The following is a 23,202-nucleotide window of genomic DNA, read 5'->3' as shown; positions in this document are numbered from 1 at the left end:
TATTATTGCAATCCTGCCCTGCCAAGTCGGTCTGGTTGCCCCAGCTAGGTACAGTCGTTCTGCTCTTGATGACCTACTTGCATCCGTGCCTGCGGGTCAATTTTTCTCTACGCAAAAATAGGCATAAAGCGATTTTCTGGCCCGAAGCGTCAGCTGAACAAAGTGACGGCGACCATCATTGGGATCGCTTACCTTTACCAGCAGCCTCGCCTCGCAAAGCTTGTTGAAGATACGAAGCGCGGTACTGGGCGTGGCGGTGGAGGAACGGCATAATGTGTTGACCGCGATCTTTACACCTTCGGCTTCCTGGATGAACACCTCGATCAACATCTCCCAGGACGGCTCACCAAACAGTTCCGGCGACCCGATCAACGCACTTCGGAACTTGCGGCGCTCGCGGACGGCTCTTGCGTTCTCAAGGGCTGCGGGACCTCGATCATAGGGGTAGCCGGCTTTCGGCCCTACGCTGTCCTTAATGACATGGGAGCTTTCTGTCGGTCGATGGGGCTGGAACATGTTTAGGGATGACACTCTCATGGTCCGGGTCGCGGTAACCACGATATGATCGACGATATCGATGTCGAGGGAACGACCGATTTCCGACAAGGTCTGTGTGACGGCAATGTCGCTTTCGCTGGGATTCGGATTTCCACTTGGATGATTGTGTACAAGGATCAATCCGGCAGCATCGAGTTCCATAGCACGTCGAAAGATAGCGCGAGGATAAAGTGCCAGTTGCCGGAGAGAACCAACCTGCAGTTGCTCATCGGCGATCAGATGCCCCGCGCTGTCAAGAAATATGACCCGCAAGACCTCGTCGGGCAGAGCGCCCATCGAAGCCATCAGATATTGAAGCAAATTGGGGCAGTCTGGACTGATCGGAAGAGAAGCAAATTCCTCCCGCATTCCTTCAAGGAGCACCAGGCGGGAGCCCAGCAATATCCGGGCGACGGCTGCATGACCGCCAAGCACACGCTCCAGCGACTGGGGGCTTTGAGCGAAGATGCGCCCGAGGCTACGAAATTCGTCGAAGAGGGCGTTTGCTAGCTGGTCTCCATCGACCGGCTCGATGATTTCAATGAAGTCTGCCAGGATGGATCGCTGCCGTTGCGTTGCAGGCGCAGCCGATGTCGCCAGGTTCCGAGGGCCAGAAGCGGCGGGAGAAGCCAGGATGAGGCAACCTGCATCGTCAGATACGCGATCGGATGCATGCTCAGATCCAGCGCCCGGCTGAAATGCGCCAGAAGTGGAAGTATCTGAAGGACGGCAGCCACCATCGGCCAGAACCTGTGCGCCACTATGGCCAGCGAGATCGTCGATGCCGCCGCAAAGAGATCGATCGTAAGATGACCGGTGTCGACCGTCGCAAAGTGGGCCGGTATGAAGAGGTGAAGAGCCTGATCCATCAAGGCCATGGCTATCAGGATAGCGGCCATAGCCCGTTCCGGCACTCCTCCCTTCCAGATGGCGTATCCGATCGCCATCGACAGGAATATCAGAAACAGGGCAATGCGTAACATTCCGTTTCCAAATCATGTCGATGGCTCCTGGTCAATCGACTTTAGGCAACGGCGGCGAGGTGAGGGGGCGCTACGGCCATCGAAGGACATTCGTGGAGATCGAGACCTGCGGTCTCCTTGCCGATATCGGCAAGTTCGCCATGGGCCCGTAGAACGTCGTTGCTGATATCGATCAGCGACATCTGCGCCTTTGCGAGACGTATGATGGTCGCCTGCCCCGTTTTCGCGGCAACGCCTATCTCACGCCGGGCAGTCACGACGCTGGTCATGAGCGTGGAAAGGGCGATGATTGCGTCGTCGATCCGGGCTTCGGCACCAGGCACATCGCGTTGGAGACGAGCTACCGCGAGCGATTCGGAATTGGACATAGTTTCTCCTTCGCCGGGAGCGCGAAGCGCTTCCGGGCAATGTTGGGCCAGATTGTCAGGATTAGTTGGAAACGAGGCGCGTAAGCGTCTCGGCAATGCCGAGGCCCAGAAACACGACGATGACCAGGGCGGTGAGCATAGCCACCATGATCATTATGCGCGCCGGGATGCCGTAATCGTGTCTCCACCCTTCCTGGAACGGCGCCAGAAAATCCTTCCCTATGTCCCCGGACCTGATGCTGGGCGCGATACTATCGCTCAGCAAAAGAACCGATGACGGGTCGCCGTCCGAGAAGTCTGATGGCACCAGGACAGGCAGCGGGGGAAGCTGCACTGGATCATATGTGACGCGATCATATACACTCTTCAACCTGGCGTAGATGACTGCCGCCTGATCGCGGTCGGCTGCATCGAGAATTTTTCGGGCGGCGGTGATGCGCTGATCGACGGTGGGCTTGGAAATCTGAAGAACCCGTGCGATTTCCTTCGAACTCTTGCGTTCAACAACAAGATCGAGGCAGGCGCGATGCTTGTCAGTGAGGCGTGACCAGCGGGAGAGGCCGTCTGATTCTTCCACTGATGCCTTCCTCCTGCCCGAACACGCGATATGGCAATGCGCAATCTCCGCACGCGATCAAGGCGAATCGCCGCGAAGAAGCATATCCATACTCCTCGATTGAAACACCCCGCGGTCGGTAACAGCCGAAAAGCGTTCCTATAATTCTTCCGGCTATAGATTTTTGAATCTTCGTAACTTGCGCCACGAATGCGGATTCGGTAACGTGCCAAGGCTTCATGACATCTGCGAAGGTCTCCGGACAAGGAGACCCTTCGCTTGCCCAAGCTCAATTTCCGTCTCGATGAGTCGCTGCATGCTGCCTTGATGCGCCGTGCTCGCGGTGCGAACCTGTCCTTGTCCGGCTTCATACGGCAGCTGCTTGAGCAGGCGGTCGACGAACGCAAGCGCTACGTCTTCTCCTCCCAGGATGAGATCCTCGCCACTTCGATCCAGATATTATCGATCGTCGCGACGTCCGTCGGCCAGCAGTCTCCCAAGGCGCTCGAGCAAGGGATGTCGCAGGCCCGCGTTATTCTCGCCGAACGCGGTCTGCTCGGTGGAGAGGATCTCCCATGAGCATCTTCCGCAACGATATGCTGGGTTCATGGACGCGCGGCGGGCAGGCGATCGTCCACAACGTCCGCATGACCACACAGGTCTTTTACCAGACGATATTAGCCGGCTTCATCATCTGGATCATCGGCACGCTTTGGTATGCGTTCGAAAAATCGACCGAATATGAGCGGTTTGTCCTGCTCAAGCTGGCCGAGGCGATGATCAAGGTCGACGCGGCTGCCGGAACCAATGACCCGGTACAGTTTCGCACGCCAGAAGGCCTGGCTTACTGGACTTCGGCGGACTGGCTGGTCGCCTCGGCGCTCGCGAACAAGACCCTGCGGTCTTTCGAGGGCTATCTGCTGCATGGGGCGCTAATTTCCGGGCTGTTCGCGTTTGCCATGCTCGGCTGGGCGTGGTTCTATTTCACGCGGACGGGCAGGGGGCTCGGCTCCAACGAATATTTGCGCGGCGCGCGCTTCGGCACCATCCGCCAGGTTCGACGCGCGCTGTGGGGTCAGAAAAAAGGGCCGCTCGTTATCGGAGCCGTTCCAGTTCCGGAAGCCTTCGAGCCCGAGCATATCCTGCTGTGCGGCGCTCCGGGTACCGGCAAGACCAATCTCATTGTCGGCATGCTGGAAGGTATCCGTAAATCAGGCCGTCGCGCGATCGTCTATGACACCGCCGGCACCTTCGTCGAGAAATTCTACCGGCAAGGCACCGACATGCTGCTCAACCCGCTCGACCAGCGGACGGCGCGGTGGTCGCCCTGGGTCGATGTGCCGCGCGACTATCACTATGATCAAATCGCCGAGTCGACGATTCCTGACAAGCATGGCGATCCCTTCTGGGCCAAGGCGGCGCGGGGCACGCTGGTCGCGGTCATGCGCAAACTCGCGCGTCAGAAACATACCTATGTCTCGGTCCTGCTCGATCGGCTCTTGCGTTCGAAGCTCAAGGATCTGGCCGCCTTCGTCACCGGCACGGACGCCGCCGCCTTCATCAGCACGGAAGGCGAGCGGACATCCGCCGGCATCCAGGCCGAACTCGCCTCGGTCATGCGCAGCTTCAGCTATCTCGACGATACCGAGGACGGCTTCTCGATCCGCGACTGGGTAGAGAAAGGCGCCGAGGGAAGCTGGCTCTTCATCACCGTGAAAGCCGATCAGCTTCCCTCGCTGCGCCCGCTGATCACCGTCTGGCTCGACATCGCAATCAGCGCCATCATGAGCCTGACGCCAGATCGCGACCGGCGGCTCTATTGCGTGATCGACGAACTGCCGACGCTGCATAAGTTGCCGTCGCTTTCGGACTTTCTTGCGCGGGCGCGCAAATATGGCGGATGCGGCATTTTGGGCTTCCAGTCCTATCCACAGCTCAAGGCGACCTACGGCAAGGAAGATGCCGCGGCGATCACCGGCTATTGCTCAACCTGGGTGGCGCTGCGGGCGAATGATACGGATACCGCCGATCATGTCTCGATCAACCTTGGTCAGGTCGAACAGGTGGAGGCCAATGAGGGCATGTCCTATGGCGTCAACGACATGCGCGATGGCGTCAACCTATCGCGTATGCAGGTGACACGGCCGCTGGTCATGCCGACCGAAGTCACCAACCTGCCCAATCTGGTGGGCTTCCTGCGCTTCGGCCGCAATTTGCCTGTGGTCCGGTTCGATAGCCGGTTCAACAACATTCCATCGCTGGGAGAGGCCTTCGCCGAACGTACTGATCCGCCCGCCCAGATCGACAAGGCGCAAACACTCGTTCGCATTGCCCACGCCGAATCGCGGGTCCGTGAAGCCATGGAGCGCGAGGCTGCGCAGACGCCGCCAGCCCCCAACGCCGGAGAAAAGCCGTCGAAGAAGCCCCCGGTATTCCAGGAGACGCCAACGCCGCCTTCACCACAGCCGGATCTGTTCAGCCCTCCGGCGCCCGATATCGATCCGCAGCGGGTCGAGGACATCCTGCTGAATGAAGAGCATGCCGAGCTCCCGGCTCCCGCGCGATCCCTGTGGTCCATCCTTGCCGGCAAGCAGGGAGAAATCCGCTCCGAACTTGTCCAGCATGGCCATGAAGATGGGCCGCGTGAGCAGGCGAGGCCGGCATGATCCAGCCCCAGCGTCTCCATGGTCGGCCCGCCAACATTGCCCGCTATTATACGGTCGGCGACTATTACACCAAGGGCGGGAACGAGCCTTCGGAATGGGCCGGCAAGCTCGCGGCTGATCTTGGGCTGTCAGGCGCGGTCGATCCGAAGCTGTTTCGCGACCTTCTGGCTGGCAAGGTTGGCGACCAGCAGCTGGGGCGCCATCGCGCCGATGGGCAGATCCAACACCATCCCGGCTGGGACTTCGCGGTCAACGCGCCAAAGTCCGTGTCGATCATGGCGCTGGTGGCCGGGGACGAACGCGTACTTGCCGCCCATGAGGGAGCGGTGACCGCCGCTATCGCCTATCTGGAGGAACAGGCGCAGTTGCGCCGCCGGAACGAAGGCCAGATCGTTCACGAAACCACCGGTCGCATCCTCGTTGCGCGCTTTACCGAACATGGCAGTCGCGAACTCGATCCTCATCTCCACACCCATCTGGCCGTCCTCAACATGACCAACCGTGAAGCCGGCGATCCCATGGCGAGCCTGGAAAGCAGGGTCATGTATGGCGAACAGCGCGTCGCGGGTCAGATCTATCGCAATGCCCTGGCCTTCGGGTTGCGCGAGGCTGGCTATGAGATTGACACCAACCCGCGATCGGGCCTCTTCGAGATACGCGGTGTTCCCGATGATCTGATTGAACAATTCTCGCAGCGCGCCGACGCGATCGAAGAACATGCCCGCGAACATGGGCTGGTGGGACAGAAGGCCCAGCGCGCCTCATTCTACGCCACGCGCAAGGCCAAGGTGAAGATCGGCAAGGAAGACCTTGTCGCGCGGTGGCACCAGCGGACCGGGCCACGGCTCGACGCGCTGCGGTTGATCACCGACGAAACGCATGAGCGAGAAGGCAGACACCTGCCACCCACCGAAAAGGAGGCATCGCGTGCCGCGCTGTTCGGCTTGCGGCAATTGGAGACGACGGAAGCGGTCAACAATCTGGGCGATATTCTGCGCACTGGTCTCGCCGCCCATGTCGGCGAAGTCCGGCTCGAGGATATCCGTCCCCGGATTGAAAACCACGAACTGGTGCGCAAGCTGCTGCCGACCCATGAGCAGACCGGCGACAAGATACTGACGCGCGGGAGAACCAGTCGCAAATCCTGGCGGCTGGAACTGGCGCTCACCCAGCATATCGCGCTCGGCCTGAATGATGCTCGCCCGATTGCCTCAAGTGATCGATTACTTACCGTGCTGGAGGGGACCAGCCTCAACAAACAGCAGCAGAATGCCCTTGTCGAGACGGCGCTGACACCCGATCGCATCACCGCCATCCACGGTGTCGCGGGATCCGGCAAATCGACGCTGGTCAGAGTGTTGGGAGAGGCGGCTGAGCCCGGCACGACCTTGATCGCCCTGGCGCCCACATCTTCGGCGGCCGCCGAACTTGGCAAGAGGGCAGATATCGCCTCCTATACTGTTGCCGGCTTCGTCGCGCGAGGCGGGCAGGGGATCACCGACCGTCATGTGCTGGTCCTCGACGAGGCGGGGCAACTGAGTAACCGCCAGGCACAGCGGCTGCTTGAAATCAGCAGGACGACGGGCGCACGATTGCTGCTGCTGGGCGACGAGAAACAGACTGGCGCCATCGAGCAGGGCAAGCCGTTCTGGCTGATGCGCAAACTGGGCCTGCCGACGGTCGAACTTACCGAGGCCGTGCGTCAGGAAACCAAATCGATCAAGGCGGCCGTCACTGCCGCACGTTCGGGCAACTTCACCGAGTCATTGGCAAAGCTCGATAGCGTCAGCACCGTCACCGACAATGAGAGGATGGCCGAGCAGGTCGTCCATGCCTGGATACGGCTCAAGCCGGACTCGCGGGTCGGCACCAATATTCTCGTCCTCGACAATGCGACCCGCCTCATCGTCAACAGCAAGATTCGCGATGCGCTGAAGGATGAGAATGGTCTCGCCGCCCAGGATAGCCGGCTGTCCATCCTCGCACCCGCCGGCCTGACCGACATTGAAAAGCATATGGCGCGTTTTTACGGCTCTGGTCAGATCGTGCGCTTCGACCGCGACATCGTCGGCCTCGGTGTCGCCCGCAATGCCGACTATCACGTCATCGGACTGGGGCGTGAACCCAATGGCCGGCAGGTCGTGCGCCTCGTCGATGAGCAAGGACGCACAATCCGATGGGATCCGCAGACCACCGGGGCCCGGCACATCAACATATTCAATCCCGAATATCGCGATCTTGCCGAAGGAGACCGTATCCAGTGGCGTCTCGTCAACCGTGAACTGGATCTGCGCAATTCCGAGCGCGGAACCGTGCAGAAGCTGGGAGGGGAGGTGGCAACGATCCGCTGGGACCGGGACGGACGTGTGCAACAGGTCGATCTCGCCGAGCACAGGACCTGGGATCATGGCTATGCCGAAACCGTCTATTCCGCCCAGTCCAAGACCTATCCGCGCGTCTTCGTGCTCGCCCCGGTCGAATCGCCGCTGGTCAACGCCCAGAATTTCTACACGGCCATCACCCGCGCGGCCTTCGGCGCGAGGCTTTGGACCAACGACGTCGAGGCGTTGATCGCCAAGCTCGAGCGGCAGTCGGGCGAGAAAACATCTTCGTCGGAAGGGTTGGGGCGGCTGAAGGCAGACCGTGTCGATGCACTCTCTAACCGCCATGGACAGCATCTGGCCAATCTCAAGGCCGAACAGGAGCAATTGCGCGCACAACGCCGCGATCGCATGCTCGAACGGCATCTTGATCGCCGGGAGCGTCCGCCGCGCGGCGCCGCCGAACATCTCGCCGAGGGCGCGCGCAGTATTGCACAGGTCCTGGACCGCTTCCTCGAGGGCATTCTCGACCGCGCCCGCACCGATCGCGGGGCACCAGACAATCAGCCGACGCGGCCAACGCCATTTCCTGTCCATCACCCCGAGCCGTCTCACGGTCCCGAGCGATAAGGTCCTTTCCCATGCTGTTTATCCTGTCCGCGCTGCTGCTCATCCTTCTGGCTTTTTTCGTCCGTCGATTTCGGATGCCCGTGAAGCATCGCTGGCGGAGGCGGCAGGCCAGGGCCATGGCGGCCCAACTTCGCGGGCGGGACCGGTTGCAGCCGCCACAACTCCTCTATGCCCGCCTGCGCGCCATGGACCCGCTCGCGTTCGAGGAGCTTCTGCTCGAAAGTTTCGAGCGCCGTGGTCACAAGGTCATTCGAAACCGCCGTTACACCGGTGATGGCGGGATCGACGGACAGGTGGTCATCAATGGCGCAGTCTGGCTGATCCAGGCCAAGCGCTATGCTGATACGATCCGGCCGGAACATGTCCCGGCATTTGAGGCGCTCTGTCGCACGAAGGGGCGGCGCGGCCTCTTCATCCATACGGGACGGACCGGGCTGCAAAGCCGGGCCGCCGTCGCGCATGGCAGCACTATCGAAATCATTTCCGGTCGCGCGCTTCTGGCCTTGCTGACGGATGGGCCGTTTCCAGACCTCACCGGCTTAGGGCACCATGACCGAGCGGCGTCAAAGGCGATGAGGGCTGTATGATGCGTTTCGTTCCCTGTCTCATCGGTATATTGCTGTGCGGAGTGATAATTTCACCGTCCTTGGCGCAGGCCAGGACGCGCAATCGGGATGAGGAACGTCTAATCGGTGCGTGCATCCGCCAGGCCTCACTTGGCAGGCCCTGGCTCGAAAAGACGCTATGGGGCTTACGCGACCAGGAGGCAGGCTGGATCGGTGCCGAGGTCGCCAACACCAACGGCACCCATGACCTGGGGCCTTTGCAGATCAACAGTTGGTGGGTCGGACGCATCGCAGCGCATATCGGCCGGCCGAAAGCCCATGTGCGTCATTGGCTCCGTTTTGATCCCTGTTTCAACGCCGAGGCCGCACGGTGGGTGTTTCTGTCCGCTCTGCGGACGACGGGGGACTATTGGAAGGCCGTTGGCGTCTACCACAGCCCGACAACGTGGCGTCAGCGAAACTATATCGCCTCTGTGGCCATGCACCTGAGCGGAAGGTTCGGGAACGATGTGTTCGTGCCTGGAACTTCGCCCGCTACCGTACAACTGAAATGAGAGCACTAACGAATAACCGTCTTCAAGTTACTAAAAAATATGATATTATTACTTTTGCTTCGTGACATCGCGTGGGTGCTCCAGTGAGGAGCGCACAATGCGTTTTGCCATCTTTCGGACTTCGGGGCCGACTCTTGTCCCAGTGGGAGTTGCAGCCACTATCGTCCGCTTCCCGGACGCTGAGGCCCATCCATCTACAGCGGCGCCCAACCGGATACGGCGCTCTTCGTCACAGCCAGATATAACGTCAGATCTCACCAACCGGCTCGCCAAGGGAGGGAGTGGGGAGTGCGCCAGGCAGGGGAACACGAGTTGGGTTCGCGTCCTGCGGTCTTTGGCAGCGTGCTGTGGCCGAACAGCGTAAATCCTCACCACGACGCCCCAGTCTCGCCCAGGCCATCCGTATGGCCTGCGAGGGTGGACTGACGATCGTGCGCACCGAGATCCACCCTGATGGGCGGATCATCCTCGTGCATCTGGAAACGGAACCATCCGCGGTTTCGTCGACCCCGTTCGACGAATGGAAGGCGCGGCGCGATGCGCGTCAATCTTAAAGGTGTCCACAGGGTACGCAAGAAACTGGCAAGCGGCCTATACGCAACCTACTATTATGCGTGGCGTGGAGGGCCCCGCATCGAGGCCAAATTCGGCACACCGGAATTCCATCAGGCTTATGTCACAGCGCACGATGAGCGAAAAAGCAGGCCCAAACCAAGCGACACGCTCAACGGCGTGTTTCGGGCTTTCGAGCAATCCACCGATTATACCCGTCTCGCTCCCCGCACCCGCAAGGACTATGGGAAGCATCTGAGATTCATCGAAACGGAGTTCGGAGACTTTCCGATAGGCGCACTGGGTGACCCGCGCACGCGCGGCGAGTTTCTGGCTTGGCGCGATCGAATTGCCGGCACATCGGAACGCACGGCGGATTATCGCTTTGCGGTTTTGGCGCGGATTCTTGCATGGGCGCTTGATCGCGGACTGGTCGTCGCCAACCCCTGCAAACGGCCCGGCCGTCTATATCAATCCGGCCGCGTCGATTCCGTCTGGAAAGACGGTGACGAGGAAGCCTTCTATAAGCACGCTCCGCCCCACCTACACCTGGCCATGACGCTCGCCTTGTGGACAGGGCAGCGTCAGGGCGATCTCATCAACCTGCCCTGGGCGGCGTATGACGGCGCGGAAATCCGTCTCACGCAGAGCAAGACAAAGAGCAAAGTGAAGAACCGCAAGCCCAAGCGGGTGATCGTTCCTGTGGGAGCACCGCTCAAGCTTGCGCTGGACGCTTTGAAGGCCCGCTACGACGTCGAGGGGAAGTCGTTGCCGGCAACGATACTGCTCACCGAACGCGGGCAATCCTGGACAAGCGACGGCTTTCGGACATCGTGGCGCAAGGCCTGTGTGAAAGCCGGTGTCGCTGGTCTCACCTTCCACGACCTGCGGGGCACTGTCGTGACCCGCCTGGCGATCGCAGGAGCGAGTGTTCCGCAGATCGCGACGATCACCGGGCATAGCCTCAAGGACGTCGAGACGATCCTCGATACGCACTATCTCAAGCGGGATTCCGAGATGGCGGAAACGGCCATTTCGAAGCTCGAAAACCGGAGGAAATTGTAAACCAAGCTGTAAACTGGAGGGGGTGGGTCCAGCTTTGGACCTCAAAATACCGCCTAAGTCTTTGAAAGATATGGTGGACGCACTTGGGCTCGAACCAAGGACCCGCTGATTAAGAGTCAGCTGCTCTACCAACTGAGCTATGCGTCCACACCGGCAATCGGGCGGTCTGGATGACCAGTGCCCGTTGGCGTGGGCGGGCAATTAGCAGCGTCATCGGGATTCGCAAACCCTAAATTGCGTTGCGGCGCAGAAATATTGCGCGGGGCGGCTTCAGCCCCAGTTGCCGGGGTTGCTGGCCCGGCTGTTGGAACGGTCGATCGCCATGATGATGCCCACGCAAAGCATCACCGTCAGCATCGATGATCCGCCATAGGACATGAAGGGTAGGGGGATGCCCACCACCGGGGCCAGCCCCATCACCATCATCAGGTTGATGGCTACATAGAAGAAGATCGTCGTGGTCAGCCCCGCCGCGACCAGCCGGGCGAAACGGTCGCTCGTGCGCATCGCCACGCGCAGACCCCAGCGGAACAGCAGCATGAACGCGCCGATCAGCAATATGCCTCCAGCCATGCCCCATTCCTCCGCCATGGTGGCGAAGACGAAATCGGTATGGCCTTCGGGCAGATAGTCGAGATGGCTCTGCGAGCCCTGGAGAAAGCCCTTGCCCCAGATGCCGCCCGAACCGATTGCGATCTTCGACTGGCTGATATGATAACCCGCGCCCAGCGGATCGCTTTCCGGGTCCATGAAGATGAGGACGCGTTTTTGCTGATAATCATGCAAGAAGCTGAAGGCGATCGGCACGATGGCAGCTAGGGTCAATCCTGATCCGATGAACAGCCGCAGCGGCAACCCGGCCAGGAACATAACGGTCACGCCGCCAGCCAGGATCATCGTCGCGGTGCCAAGATCGGGCTGGATCAACACCAACGACCACGGTACGCCGATCAGCACCAGCGCGGGCCAGATCGCGTTCCAGCTGCGAATGTCCCCCACCGGCAATCGCGCGTAAAATCGTGCGACTGCCAGCACGATGATCGGCTTCATAAATTCGGACGGCTGGAGTTGCATGAAGCCCAGGTTGATCCAGCGCTGGCTACCGCCACGCACCCCGCCGATCAATTCGACCAGAAACAGCGCGATCAGAACGCTGGCATAGGCCGGGAAGGCGAAGCGCGCGAAAGTCTCCAGCGGAATACGGCTCAGCACCAGCGCCATTGCGGAGAACACGCAGAAACGCACCGCCTGATTGGTCGCCCACGGAAAGATACTGCCACCCGCCGCGCTGTAGAGAACCAACGTCCCGAACATCGCGATGGCCAGCAGCAGCGCCAGCACCCGCCAGGGAAATTGGGTGAGGGGCTGGGGAATGATGCTCATGGGACGTCGGCCACATTGCTGCCGGGCGGCGGCGGGACATCGCCTGCCTCATCCGGTGTCGGGGGCGCAGGCTGTGGCGTAGCGCTGTTGCCTGCCTCTGCCGCGTTGCTTGCGTTATCGGCGACAGGTGGCGGCACTTCGCCCTTCTCGATCGCGCGGGCCAGGCGGAACGCGCCCATCTGCCGCGCCTGCCGCTCGGTCGGCGTGCCGCCCCAGCCTTTCTCCAGCGTCTCCAGCTTCTCCATCGCCTTTTTGGGATCGAACAGATAGGACAGCGTATCGCTCGCGATCATCGGCGCATCCTCGTTGCGGATCATATGTCCGCCATGTTCGATGATGCAGCCGACCGCGTAGCGCGGATTGTCGAATGGCGCGAACCCCTGGAACAGCGCATGGTCGCGCAGCTTGAACGCCAGTGAAGCATCGCGCCGCACCCCGCCAGCGCGCTCCGCCATGGTGATGCGCCGGACCTGCGCGGTGCCGGTCTTGCCCGCGATCAGCACATCGGGAATGGCCATGCGCGCAGCCCCGCCCGTGCCGCCGCCATTGACGACCGCGCTCATCGCGTCCCGGATGATCGCCAGATGCTCTTCCGACGCACCGACGGAGGAAGGCGCAGGCCGTTTCGCACCATGCAGGAAATTGGGCATCAACTGCTTGCCGGTTGCCAGCCGCGCCGCCATCACCGCCATCTGCAATGGGTTGATCAGCATGTAACCCTGACCGATGGTGGCGTTCACCGTGTCGTAAACCTGCCATTTCTGGTCATATTTCTTCAGCTTCCACGCCGGGTCAGGGACCGTGCCATAACTCTGGCTGGGGAAGGGCAGGTCGAACCGCTGACCCATGCCGCACCGCCGCGCCATCGCCGCGATCCGGTCCATGCCGATCCGCTGGGCCATCTGGTAGAAATATATATCGCAGCTCTGGGCGATCGCCGTGCGCATATTGACCGCGCCATGGCCGCGTCGCTTGTGACAGTGGAACAGCGTATTGCCGACCCGCAACGCCCCGGCGCACCCGACCGTCTCCTGCGGCCCGATCCCCGCCTCCAGCAGTGCCAGCGCCACCATCGGCTTCACCGTCGAACCGGGCGGATACAGCCCCTGCAACGTCTTGTTGCGCAGCGGCACATGGTCGTCCTGCGACAGCATCGCCCATTCCAATTGGCTGATGCCGTCGGAAAAGCTGTTGGGGTCGAAACTGGGCATCGACGCCATGGCCAGCACGTCGCCATTGGTGCAATCGATGACGACGACGGAGCCGCTCTGGGTCGCCAGCCGCCGCCCGGCATATTCCTGCAATCCTGCGTCGATCGTCAGCTTGATCGGATGGCCTGGCGTATCGGGCCGAGTGGTCAGTTCGCGCACGATCTTGCCGCGCGCGGTCACCTCGACCCGCTTGGCACCGGGCTCGCCGGTCAGATGCTCGTCAAACGCGCGCTCCAGCCCGTCCTTGCCGACCTTGAAACCCGGCGTGATCAGCAGCGGATTCTTGCGTTCCTTATATTCCTCCGCCGTTGCTGCGCCGACATAGCCGAGCAGATGGCCGACCGTGGACCCGGCAGGATAATGGCGCGAAAAGCCCTGGCTGGGGGCAACGCCGGGCAGGTCGGGCAGGCGCACGCTGACGGCGGCATATTGGTCATAGGTCAGCTTGTCGGCGACCTGCACCGGGCGGAAGCCCGCCGACTTGTCCAGTTCCTCGCGGATGCGATCGACCTCGTCCGATTCCAGGCTCAGCAATTGCGCCAGATGCTTCACCGTCGCATCGGCATCCACTACCCGCTGCGGGATCAGGTCGACGCGAAAGTCGGTGCGGTTGTTCGCCAACGGCCGCCCGTTGCGATCGATGATCCAGCCGCGACGGGGCGGAATGAGCGTCAGGTTGACCCGGTTGCTCTCCGACAAAAGCGTATATTTCTCATTTTCCGCAATGCTGATCCACGCCATCCGCGCGGCCAGCAGCGCACCAATTCCCCCCTGTATCGCTCCCAGCACCATCGTGCGGCGGGTGAAGGTGAAGGTTTGGGCAGCTTCGGTAATGATCTTATGTTTGGGGCCGGGAAATTTCATGCCATCACGCGCCAGCGGTCGATCCGCGCGCATTGCCGGACGATGAAGGGAAATAGCAATATCGTCCAGAACATCTGTGGCGCGACCAACAGGAACCTCACATCGCCTCCGCCGGTGATGCGGGCAAAAAACAACCCACCGGCCATGCAGAATATAGTGGCGAAACCGGCGATCAGCCAGTCCTGCCGGTAACTGCGCCATATCATGCGATGCTCGATCGCGTCGACGCCCATCAGCATGACCGTCCACAGGAACATGGCGGACCCGATCGGCTGGCCGCTCAGCATATCGTCGAACAGGCCGAGGGGCAGTCCGATCCACGCCCGCCACAATTCCGGGCGCAGCAACCGCCATGACAGCAGGATCAGCAGGCCGAAGGGCGGCATCACCGGCGATTGCGCGATTAGAGGCAGCGCCGTGACGGTCGATCCCAGCATGACCGTAATGACCGGGATGCCCGCCAACCGGAAGCGGGACGGGTTCCGCCCCAGACGCGGCACATGGTAGAGGTGCCGGTCTATCATGGTGTCGCGGCGTTACCCGGCTCATCGCCCTGCGTCGGGGCGGGTGCGGCCGGATCGGGCCGGGTCACGACCTGCTCATAGGCACGCTCGACCACGACCGCATCGACGCGCGATGGGTTGGCGAGCGGGAAGCCCCAGGCGATCTCCCCCTGCACCCGCACGATGACCGCGACCGGGATATTGGGTTGATAAATGCCGCCAATGCCAGACGTCACCAGCAGGTCGCCCGGCTTGAACGGATTGCGTCCCGCCGACAGCGCCCGGATTTCCAGCGATCCATCGCCAGCGCCGGTCGAAATGGCGGGGATATTGTCGCTCGCCCGCCGCACCGGCACGATGCTGCCGGTGTCGGTCAGCAACAGCACGTCGGACGTGTTGGGCGTGGTGCTGTGTACCCGCCCGATCAGCCCCTCGGTCGCGCGCACCGGCATACCCGGCAGCACGCCCTGCCAGCGTCCCGCATTGAGCCGCGCAAAGCGCCGCGCGCTGCTGGAGGAGGAACTGATCAGCCGCGCCGTCAGCAACTGGCTGGCATCCTCATCCACCAGCTTCAGCAACTTCTTGAGCCGCGCATTTTCCTGCGCGACGGCCTTGGCTTCGATGATGCGGTTGCGGTCCGCCTCCACCTGACGACGCAGCGCGACATTTTGCGACCCCGCGCGCCAATAGGCGGCCAGAACCTCATCGACGGAGCTGACCCCGCTCACCATATTTTTCAGGCCCGCCGACACAGGGCGCGTCACTTCGGCCGTGACCGCGCGTATCCCTGCAAAACCTGCGGGATCGAAGATCGCGACGATAACCAGCAACAGCCCGATCGCTGCGCCGGTGATCGCCACCACATAGCTGGCGAACAGGCTATATTGCGCCTTCCGGTTGTGTCCGGGGCGTCGGCTGGGTGGCCGCGCCATCACCGCGTCCCTTTCGCTCTGGCCTACCGATCAGGCGGTTTGCAATACACCCCGGAAGATCGGATCTTCCATCGCGCGGCCAGTGCCGATCGCAACGCAGGTCAGCGGATCTTCGGCGATGGTGACGGGCAGGCCGGTCTCGTCGCGAAGCTCGTCGTCCAGCCCCTTCAGCAGCGCGCCGCCACCGGTCAGGACGATGCCCTGATCGACAATGTCGGCGGCCAGCTCAGGCGCGGTATTTTCCAGTGCAATCCGCACGCCTTCCACGATCGTGCTGATCGGCTCGGCCAGCGCATCGGCAATCTGGCCCTGATTGATGCTGATTTCCTTGGGAACGCCATTCACCAGATCGCGACCCTTGATATGGATCGTCTCGCCCACGCCATCGGCGGGCGACTGGGCGATGCCATATTGCTTCTTGATCCGCTCGGCGGTGGCTTCGCCGATCAGCAGGTTATGATGGCGACGCACGAAGGATACGATCGCCTCGTCCATCTTGTCGCCGCCTACGCGGACGCTGGTGGTATAGGCCAGGCCGCGCAGCGACAGCACGGCGACTTCGGTCGTCCCACCGCCAATATCGACCACCATCGAACCGATCGGCTCGGTCACGGGCATGTCGGCGCCGATCGCGGCGGCCATCGGCTCCTCGATCAGGAACACCTGCCGCGCACCGGCATTGCTGGCAGCGTCGCGAATGGCGCGGCGCTCGACGCTGGTGGAGCCTGACGGCACGCAGATCACGATTTCGGGCGCGCGCCAGGGGCTATGCTTGCCGCCATGCACCTTGGTGATGAAATGCTTGATCATCTGTTCGGCGACATCAATGTCGGCGATCACGCCATCACGCAACGGCCGGATCGCCTCGATCGAATCCGGGGTCTTGCCCATCATCAGCTTGGCATCGACGCCGACCGCCTTCACCCGCTTCACGCCATTGAGCGTTTCGACCGCCACCACCGACGGCTCGTTCAATACGATGCCGCGACCGCGCACATAGACCACCGTGTTGGCGGTGCCGAGGTCAATGGCCATATCCTGCGAAGTGAATTTGAAGAGACGCGAGAAGATCGACATGCCTTATCCTGTATCGCCCGCCGTCCCCGCGACGCGACTTGGGGACCGGTCGGAAAGCTGTTCCGTTTGTCCGCTGCGCCGCATGGCTTCTGCCCTGTTCAGTCATCCTGTGCAGTGCAAAATATTTGGCGTCGCGGGTCGCGGAAAGCGACCGATTGGGCTAGTCCCTAATCAATGTCAATACGCCGCCTGCCCGAACATCTGGTCAATCGTATCGCTGCCGGTGAAGTGGTCGAAAGACCCGCCAGCGCGCTCAAGGAAATCGTCGAAAATGCTTTGGATGCGGGTGCGACTCGCATCGCCATTCGCCTGTCCAATGGCGGCCTCGACCGGATCGAGGTGAGCGACGATGGCGTCGGCATGGATTCGGTGGACATGGCGCTGGCGCTGGAGCGTCACGCCACGTCCAAAATGCCCGACGATGATGCCATTGAAAATGTGGCCACTCTGGGTTTTCGAGGCGAAGCGCTCCCCTCCATTGCCAGCGTCGCGCGCCTGGCGATCGACAGCCGGCGGCAGGGCGGCGAAGGCTGGAACCGCACGGTAGATAATGGCCAGCTGGTGGCGGAGGGACCAGCCGCGCTGCCCCCCGGCACCCGCGTCACCATCGAGCAGCTTTTCGCCAAAGTCCCCGCCCGCCGCAAATTCCTGCGATCGGCCAAGGCGGAATATACCGCCTGTCTCGACATTGTTCGCCGTCTCGCAATGGCACATCCCGCCGTTGCATTCGCGCTGGAGCATGACGGCCGCCGGACGCTGGGGGTGCAGGCGGGCGACGCGCGGGAGGAAAGGGTCGCCGCGCTCACTGACCGGGCGCTGGCGGAAAACCATGTCATCGTCAGCCTTGAGCGTGAAGGCATACGCCTGTCCGGCGTCGCCTCCATCCCCACCTACAATCGGGGCGTGGGCGATCATCAATATCTGTTCGTCAATGGCCGCCCGGTGCGCGATCGGCTGCTGATCGGGGCGCTGCGCGGCGCTTATGCCGACATGCTGGCGCGCGACCGGCATCCCGTCGTCGCCCTGTTCCTCGACGTGCCGCCGCTCGATGTGGACGTCAATGTCCACCCCGCCAAGACCGAGGTGCGCTTTCGCGATCCCGCCATGATCCGGGGCATGATCATCTCAGGCCTGCGCCGCGCGCTCGACGAACAAGGCTTTCGGTCGGTCCAGAACGCCGATCCCGCCGCGCTTTCCGCCTGGCGCGCCGAACCCGTCTCGCCCACGCCGATCGGCGCGATGCCGATCTTCGACGCCGCATCGGTCAGCTACAACCCGTCGGCCTCCTCTTCCTTCGGCGATCGCCGCGCCAGCTTCACGACCCCGCCGCCCCAGGCCCGCGCCGAACCGGCGATGGCCCCCGCACCCGAAGCGCAGAGCTTCCCGCTCGGCGTCGCCCGCGGTCAGGTCGCGCGCACCTATATCGTCGCGGAGGCGGAGGACGGCCTTGTCATCGTCGATCAGCACGCCGCGCATGAACGGCTCACGCTGGAACGGATGCGCCGCGCGATGGAGGGGCAGGGGGTCCAGTCGCAGGCACTGCTGCTGCCCGAAGTCGTCGAACTGGAAGAACCCGCCTGCGACCGTCTGGAATCCCGCGCCGCAGAATTGCACGACTTCGGCCTCGACCTCGAACGCTTCGGCCCGTCGGCCATGCTGGTCCGCGCGGTCCCTGCCATGCTCGGCCAGTCGGACGTGCAGGGATTGGTCAAAGACCTGGCCGACGATCTCGCCGCCTATGACAGCGCCCTGTCGCTCAAAGAACGGCTGGACCTCGTCGCCGCGACCATGGCCTGCCACGGATCGGTCCGCGCAGGCCGTGTGCTGAGCGTCGCGGAAATGAATGCTCTGCTCCGCGAAATGGAAGTGACGCCGCGCTCTGGCCAGTGCAACCATGGCCGACCGACCTGGGTGAAGCTGGGCCATGGCGACATAGAAAAATTGTTCGGAAGGAAGTGATCCGATGACCATCCTCGCTGCCTTGTTACTGGTCGCCGCCCCGGTCGCCGCCGAGGAATGCGCCACCCCCGCGCCTCTCGCCGAACCCTGGACCAGCTGGACCCAGAGCGGACAGGCCAGGGCTGGCGCACAAGCCCATGGCGCACCCGCGCTGATCCTGGGCAAGCCGGCCGTTGCGACCCTCACGCCCGCCGCCCATGTCCAGTTCGCCACGCCGCCGGGCAAAGGTGCGAAAGAGGGGCATGGCGGCCTCTTCACCCTGTCGCTCAAACAGGCCGCGCGGGTGGGGATCGCGCTCGACGGCCCGGCCTGGGTCGATGTCGTGACCGGCACGGATGCCGTCGCCTCGGTCGAGCATGGCCATGGCCCGGCCTGCTCCGGCATCCGCAAGATCGTCTGGTTCGACCTGCCCGCCGGGCGGCACCTGGTGCAGATTGCAGGATCGAAGGCCGCAACCGTCCGGGTGATGGCTGCGGATGCGAAGGCGAACCAGCCTATACCCTGACCCCACAATCCGTTCGGGCTGAGCCTGTCGAAGCCCTGCACTTCTTTTTCCAGAAAGGACGGCCCTTCGACAGGCTCAGGGCGAACGGAGGAAGGGATCAGTTGGAATCAAACCGGCCGCGTCCGCCACATTGCGATCGGGATCATGGTCAGCACTGGCTTTTCGTCCTGATTAAGGATCGTTACCTTGCTGCGCACAATCCCCATTTCCGGCCGACTTTGCGATACCTTCTTGTCAATCACCTCGCTGGTGCCGCGCAGCGTATCGCCGGGCCGCACCGGCCGCAGCCAGCGCAGCTCGTCCACCCCCATCGCACCCAGGCTCGCCGCCTGTCGCCCCGGATCGCGCTGCATTTCGGTCACAAACATTTTCATGAACATAGCGGTGGTATGCCATCCGCTGGCGGACAATGTGCCGAAATGGGTGGCCGCTGCCGCCTCGTCGGACAGATGAAAGGGCTGCGCGTCGAACTCGGCGGCAAAGGCGATCGTCTCCTCCCGGCTCACCGTCAACGGCCCGAAGGCGAAGCTGTCGCCTACTTCAATATCCTCGAAATAGACTGTCGCGTCCGTCATGGCACTTCCTTTCATGACGGACCTAGTACCAGCTTACGTTTACGTCAATGTCAACTAATCTGGAGCGAGGGCTGACCACGCGGCACGGTCATGCTCGCCCGCGTGCTGATCGCGCCGCCGGGCGTCGATACCTGATCCATCACCTGGGCCTTGGTCGTCCAGGCGTCGGGCGTCACTTCGCACACCAGATAGCCGCGCTGGTCGTTGATGAACTTCAATTCCGGGTTGTTCTTCAGCATCATGTCGCTGCCGGTCCGCCGGTCCGACCCGTTGCCGCCCGACGATATGGATGTGGACACAAATTCCACCGCCACCGTCTTGTCGCCATTATCGAGCAGCCCGGCGAAATTCTGATGCTCGTCCCCGGTCAGCACCACGACATTGCCCATCCCGCGCATCTTGGCCAGCAACCGGTTGCGCGGTGCGCTGTAACCCGCCCAACTGTCGATATTATAGATTTTCGCCTTCTCGTCCGCATAGCGGCGCCGGTCGAGCGACATCATCATCACCTGCTGCGCCAGGCAGTTCCACTTCGTCCGCCCGCGCGTCATGTTGCGCATCAGCCAGCTTTCTTCCTCGGCGGAAATGACCTGCGCCTTGCTGTCGTCGATGCCGGGGCAATAGGGTTTGAACCCGTCATCGCATGGCTGGTCGCTGCGGAAGGATCGCGTATCGAGAAAGTCGATCGACAGCAGGTCGCCAAAGCGCGCCTCGCGATACATGTTGGTGATGATGCCGTCGCGCGGCAGCATCGCAGCCCGCACCGGCATATATTCATACCAGACCTGCAAGCCCGCCTGACGACGCATGCGGAATATCTCCGGCGGCACATCCTTCCAATTATGGTCGCCGGTCCAGTTATTCTCCACCTCATGATCATCGAAGGTCGAAAACCATGTGTGCTTCGCCCGCGCCGCCTGCAAATCATAGTCGCTCAGATATTGGGCATAGCGCAGCCGATAGTCGGCCACATCGAAACAGTCCTGGCCGATATGGTGGCGGATCTGATCCTCCGGCAGCCCGTCCTTGTCATAGTCCGGCCCGCGCTGCTTATATTCGTAGATGAAGTCGCCATAATGATAGACGAAATTGAGGTCATCCTCGCGCGCCAGATGGCGGAAGGCGGTGAACAGCCCATCCTCATAATTTTGGCATCCCGCCACCCCGAATTTGAGGGCGGTGGGGCTGGCCGACGCCAGCGGCAAGGTCCGCGCCCGCCCGCGCGACGACTGGTCGCTGCCCAGCGAAAAGCGATACCAATAGGGTCGATCAGGCTGCAATCCCGCCACCTCGACATGGACGCTATGCCCCAGTTCCGGCCGCGCCGTCGCCTCGCCTGATGCCACGATCGTCTTGAACCTGTCGTCGCTCGCCACTTCCCACTTCACCGGCAGCGGCACCATCGGCATCCCGCCATGCGGCTCGAACGGCTTGGGGGCGAGTTTGGTCCAGATGACAAAGCCGTCCGCCGCCGGATCGCCCGACGTCACCCCCAAAGCGAAGGGATAGCCGGCAAACCAGCTCTGCGCCTTCAACAAAGCCGGGGCGCCGATCAGCGGCGCAGTGGTGGCAACGGTCAGTAACTGGCGACGGGAAAACATGAGGGCGACCTTCTGTGAAGCTGTTTTACAACTGTCTCTTAGCCTGCTGATCTAGCCGCGCAATATGACAGAGATATGCAGCCCCTCAGACGATCCAGTCGCAGAGCACCCGCCACGCCTGCATCTTTTGCGCGCGCGACAATGTCGCATGAGCGCCGCTGGAGGAGGGCAGGTCGATCAGCGTCAGGTCATCCCGCGCGCCTAATTGCCGCCGACCGTGCAACGCTGCCGTCTTGCCGTTGAACGCCACCGCCTGCAACGTAGGCAGAGCGGCGACAAAAGCGCCCACATCGCGAACATCCGCATCGCTGATTGCGCTGTCCAGACTGCCGGGCCGGGTGGCACTGGCCATCACATCCCACAGCCCCACACCCCGCGCCCGCAACCGCTCCAGCCGCAGCGAATAGGGCTGCCCGACCAATGCCTCGCCCAGCACATCGCCGATCAGCGCCCAGAACGCATTGCCCCGATGCGCATAATATTCCTGCCGCGCGATCGACACATCGCCCGGCAGGCTGCCCAGGATCAGCACGCGAGTGTCAGCATCGACGCTTGGCGGGAAGGCGAATTTGGTCGGCATCGCGTCCTCTCAATCCGTCACCCCAGCGCAGGCTGGGGTCTCAGGCGTTAGCGCGCTGCCTCACGAGACCCCAGCCTGCGCTGGGGTGACGACCAGGGCTTTAAACATTAAACCGGAACAGCATGATGTCGCCATCCTGCGTGACATAGTCCTTGCCTTCGGACCGCCACTTGCCCGCTTCCTTGGCCCCGGCCTCGCCATTGAACTGGACATAGTCGGCATAGGCCATGGTTTCGGCGCGGATGAAGCCTTTTTCGAAATCGGTGTGGATCGCGCCCGCCGCCTGCGGTGCCTTGGACCCCTTATGCACGGTCCAGGCACGCGCTTCCTTTGGCCCCACGGTGAAGAAGGTGATCAGGCCCAGCAATTCATAGCCCGCCCGGATGATCCGCGCGAGGCCCGCTTCGGTCAGCCCCAGTGCTTCGAGATATTCGCCCCGTTCCTCGACTGGCATGGTCACCAGTTCCGCCTCGATCGCCGCCGACACGATCACCGCGCTGGCATTTTCCGCCGCTGCCTTCTCGAACACCCGCTTGGAAAAGACATTGCCTTCGGACGCCGCTGCCTCCTCGACATTGCAGACGTACAGCACCGGCTTGGCGGTCAGCAGCTGCGCCTGCGCGAACAGCCGCGCTTCTTCCTCGTCACGCGGTTGGGTCAGCCGGGCAGGCTTGCCATCGCGCAGCAGTTCCAGCGCCTGGCCCAGCACGGCGGCAGCGGCCTTGGCTTCCTTGTCACCCTGAGCACCTTTTTTCAGCAGGTTCGGCACCCGCTTTTCCAGGCTCTCCAGATCGGCCAGCATCAGCTCGGTCTCGACCGTCTCGGCGTCGGCGATCGGATCGACCTTGCCCTCGACATGGGTGATGTCGTCATCCTCGAAACAGCGCAGCACATGGACGATGGCGTCGGTCTCGCGGATATTGGCCAGAAACTGGTTGCCCAGCCCTTCGCCCTTGGACGCGCCCCGCACCAGACCCGCAATGTCCACAAACGCCAGCTGCGTTTCGATGATCTTCTGCGACCCGCCAATCTTCGCGATCGTCTCCAGCCGGGGGTCCGGCACGGCCACGCGGCCCTCGTTCGGCTCGATCGTGCAGAAGGGATAGTTCGCCGCCTGCGCCGCCTGCGTCTCGGTCAGCGCATTGAACAGGGTGGACTTGCCCACATTGGGAAGCCCGACGATACCGCAACGAAAACCCATTTGACTGCCTTCA

Annotated in this window: 22 protein-coding genes and 1 tRNA gene; 9 read left to right on the top strand and 14 right to left on the bottom strand. The window is 62.3% G+C overall.

The features are described from left to right. Window positions 1-96: 96 nt before the first annotated feature. The 4 genes from KRZ98_RS18825 to KRZ98_RS18810 form a co-directional block, all read right to left on the bottom strand. Window positions 97-939 carry a RadC family protein gene (locus tag KRZ98_RS18825; protein WP_217674953.1) on the bottom strand — a complete coding sequence of 281 codons (843 nt, stop codon included), beginning with the start codon at window positions 937-939 and terminating at the stop codon, window positions 97-99. 104 nt (window positions 940-1,043) lie between these two features. Then, window positions 1,044-1,520 carry a hypothetical protein gene (locus KRZ98_RS18820; RefSeq protein WP_066764634.1) on the bottom strand — a complete coding sequence of 159 codons (477 nt, stop codon included), beginning with the start codon at window positions 1,518-1,520 and terminating at the stop codon, window positions 1,044-1,046. A 41-nt stretch (window positions 1,521-1,561) separates the two neighbouring features. Beyond that, entirely contained in the window at window positions 1,562-1,888 is a 327-nt protein-coding gene (locus KRZ98_RS18815) for a hypothetical protein (protein ID WP_066764627.1), read from the bottom strand. 61 nt (window positions 1,889-1,949) lie between these two features. Continuing rightward, complete coding sequence (locus KRZ98_RS18810) at window positions 1,950-2,465, bottom strand: helix-turn-helix transcriptional regulator (RefSeq protein ID WP_231736537.1); 516 nt, start codon at window positions 2,463-2,465, stop codon at window positions 1,950-1,952. A 258-nt stretch (window positions 2,466-2,723) separates the two neighbouring features. On the opposite strand from KRZ98_RS18810, the gene KRZ98_RS18805 reads away from it, so the two are divergent. From KRZ98_RS18805 to KRZ98_RS18775, 7 genes are all read left to right on the top strand, one after another. Next, entirely contained in the window at window positions 2,724-3,023 is a 300-nt protein-coding gene (locus tag KRZ98_RS18805) for a ribbon-helix-helix protein, CopG family (RefSeq protein WP_066764623.1), read from the top strand. Beyond that, window positions 3,020-5,110, top strand: coding sequence for a type IV secretion system DNA-binding domain-containing protein (locus KRZ98_RS18800; RefSeq protein ID WP_066764619.1), 2,091 nt, complete (start codon window positions 3,020-3,022; stop codon window positions 5,108-5,110). Before KRZ98_RS18805 ends, KRZ98_RS18800 begins: the two co-directional genes overlap by 4 nt. Continuing rightward, window positions 5,107-8,061 carry a MobF family relaxase gene (mobF, locus tag KRZ98_RS18795; protein WP_066764618.1) on the top strand — a complete coding sequence of 985 codons (2,955 nt, stop codon included), beginning with the start codon at window positions 5,107-5,109 and terminating at the stop codon, window positions 8,059-8,061. Before KRZ98_RS18800 ends, mobF begins: the two co-directional genes overlap by 4 nt. A gap of 116 nt (window positions 8,062-8,177) precedes the next feature. After that, window positions 8,178-8,648 carry a restriction endonuclease gene (locus KRZ98_RS18790; RefSeq protein ID WP_231736535.1) on the top strand — a complete coding sequence of 157 codons (471 nt, stop codon included), beginning with the start codon at window positions 8,178-8,180 and terminating at the stop codon, window positions 8,646-8,648. Next, on the top strand, window positions 8,645-9,181 hold the full coding sequence (locus KRZ98_RS18785; protein ID WP_253204225.1) for a lytic transglycosylase domain-containing protein: 537 nt from the start codon (window positions 8,645-8,647) through the stop codon (window positions 9,179-9,181). Before KRZ98_RS18790 ends, KRZ98_RS18785 begins: the two co-directional genes overlap by 4 nt. A gap of 347 nt (window positions 9,182-9,528) precedes the next feature. Beyond that, window positions 9,529-9,735 (top strand): hypothetical protein, encoded by a 207-nt coding sequence (locus KRZ98_RS18780; protein WP_197421498.1) that lies wholly within the window; start codon window positions 9,529-9,531, stop codon window positions 9,733-9,735. Beyond that, the gene (locus tag KRZ98_RS18775) at window positions 9,719-10,798 is read left to right on the top strand and encodes a tyrosine-type recombinase/integrase (protein ID WP_066764613.1); all 1,080 of its coding nucleotides are present in this window, start codon (window positions 9,719-9,721) and stop codon (window positions 10,796-10,798) included. The genes KRZ98_RS18780 and KRZ98_RS18775 overlap by 17 nt, the downstream gene beginning before the upstream one ends. A gap of 71 nt (window positions 10,799-10,869) precedes the next feature. Here KRZ98_RS18775 and KRZ98_RS18770 read toward each other — a convergent pair. The 6 genes from KRZ98_RS18770 to KRZ98_RS18745 form a co-directional block, all read right to left on the bottom strand. After that, window positions 10,870-10,945 (bottom strand) — tRNA-Lys (locus KRZ98_RS18770). A gap of 123 nt (window positions 10,946-11,068) precedes the next feature. Next, window positions 11,069-12,181, bottom strand: a complete 1,113-nt coding sequence (gene rodA, locus KRZ98_RS18765; RefSeq protein ID WP_217674952.1) for a rod shape-determining protein RodA — start codon at window positions 12,179-12,181, stop codon at window positions 11,069-11,071. Then, complete coding sequence (mrdA, locus tag KRZ98_RS18760) at window positions 12,178-14,256, bottom strand: penicillin-binding protein 2 (RefSeq protein ID WP_217674951.1); 2,079 nt, start codon at window positions 14,254-14,256, stop codon at window positions 12,178-12,180. The genes rodA and mrdA overlap by 4 nt, the downstream gene beginning before the upstream one ends. Then, a complete protein-coding gene (mreD, locus tag KRZ98_RS18755; protein ID WP_217674950.1) occupies window positions 14,253-14,780 on the bottom strand; it encodes a rod shape-determining protein MreD in 528 nt (175 codons plus the stop codon). The genes mrdA and mreD overlap by 4 nt, the downstream gene beginning before the upstream one ends. Beyond that, the gene (mreC, locus tag KRZ98_RS18750) at window positions 14,777-15,691 is read right to left on the bottom strand and encodes a rod shape-determining protein MreC (protein WP_217674949.1); all 915 of its coding nucleotides are present in this window, start codon (window positions 15,689-15,691) and stop codon (window positions 14,777-14,779) included. The genes mreD and mreC overlap by 4 nt, the downstream gene beginning before the upstream one ends. Before the next feature lie 30 nt (window positions 15,692-15,721). Further along, window positions 15,722-16,768 (bottom strand): rod shape-determining protein, encoded by a 1,047-nt coding sequence (locus KRZ98_RS18745; RefSeq protein WP_006957952.1) that lies wholly within the window; start codon window positions 16,766-16,768, stop codon window positions 15,722-15,724. A 174-nt stretch (window positions 16,769-16,942) separates the two neighbouring features. Here KRZ98_RS18745 and mutL point away from each other — a divergent pair, with 174 nt between their 5' ends. Further along, on the top strand, window positions 16,943-18,727 hold the full coding sequence (gene mutL / locus KRZ98_RS18740; protein ID WP_217674948.1) for a DNA mismatch repair endonuclease MutL: 1,785 nt from the start codon (window positions 16,943-16,945) through the stop codon (window positions 18,725-18,727). Between the two features lie 4 nt (window positions 18,728-18,731). After that, window positions 18,732-19,232 (top strand): hypothetical protein, encoded by a 501-nt coding sequence (locus KRZ98_RS18735; RefSeq protein ID WP_217674947.1) that lies wholly within the window; start codon window positions 18,732-18,734, stop codon window positions 19,230-19,232. A 107-nt stretch (window positions 19,233-19,339) separates the two neighbouring features. Here the strand turns inward: KRZ98_RS18735 and KRZ98_RS18730 are convergent, their stop codons facing one another. The 4 genes from KRZ98_RS18730 to ychF all read right to left on the bottom strand — a co-directional run bounded on the left by KRZ98_RS18730 (window position 19,340) and on the right by ychF (window position 23,189). Continuing rightward, entirely contained in the window at window positions 19,340-19,807 is a 468-nt protein-coding gene (locus tag KRZ98_RS18730; RefSeq protein ID WP_217674946.1) for a MaoC family dehydratase, read from the bottom strand. Between the two features lie 50 nt (window positions 19,808-19,857). Continuing rightward, window positions 19,858-21,408 carry an alkaline phosphatase gene (locus KRZ98_RS18725; RefSeq protein WP_217674945.1) on the bottom strand — a complete coding sequence of 517 codons (1,551 nt, stop codon included), beginning with the start codon at window positions 21,406-21,408 and terminating at the stop codon, window positions 19,858-19,860. A gap of 85 nt (window positions 21,409-21,493) precedes the next feature. Continuing rightward, entirely contained in the window at window positions 21,494-21,988 is a 495-nt protein-coding gene (locus tag KRZ98_RS18720) for a DNA-deoxyinosine glycosylase (RefSeq protein WP_217674944.1), read from the bottom strand. A gap of 100 nt (window positions 21,989-22,088) precedes the next feature. Continuing rightward, window positions 22,089-23,189: a redox-regulated ATPase YchF gene (gene ychF, locus KRZ98_RS18715; protein ID WP_217674943.1), complete on the bottom strand. Its 1,101-nt coding sequence runs from the start codon at window positions 23,187-23,189 to the stop codon at window positions 22,089-22,091. Window positions 23,190-23,202: the final 13 nt, after the last annotated feature.

The organism is Sphingobium sp. AS12, assembly GCF_019097845.1.
Lineage (GTDB): Bacteria > Pseudomonadota > Alphaproteobacteria > Sphingomonadales > Sphingomonadaceae > Sphingobium.
The sequence above is the reverse complement of the archived record's forward strand: the minus strand, read 5'-3'. Positions and strand labels throughout refer to the sequence as shown.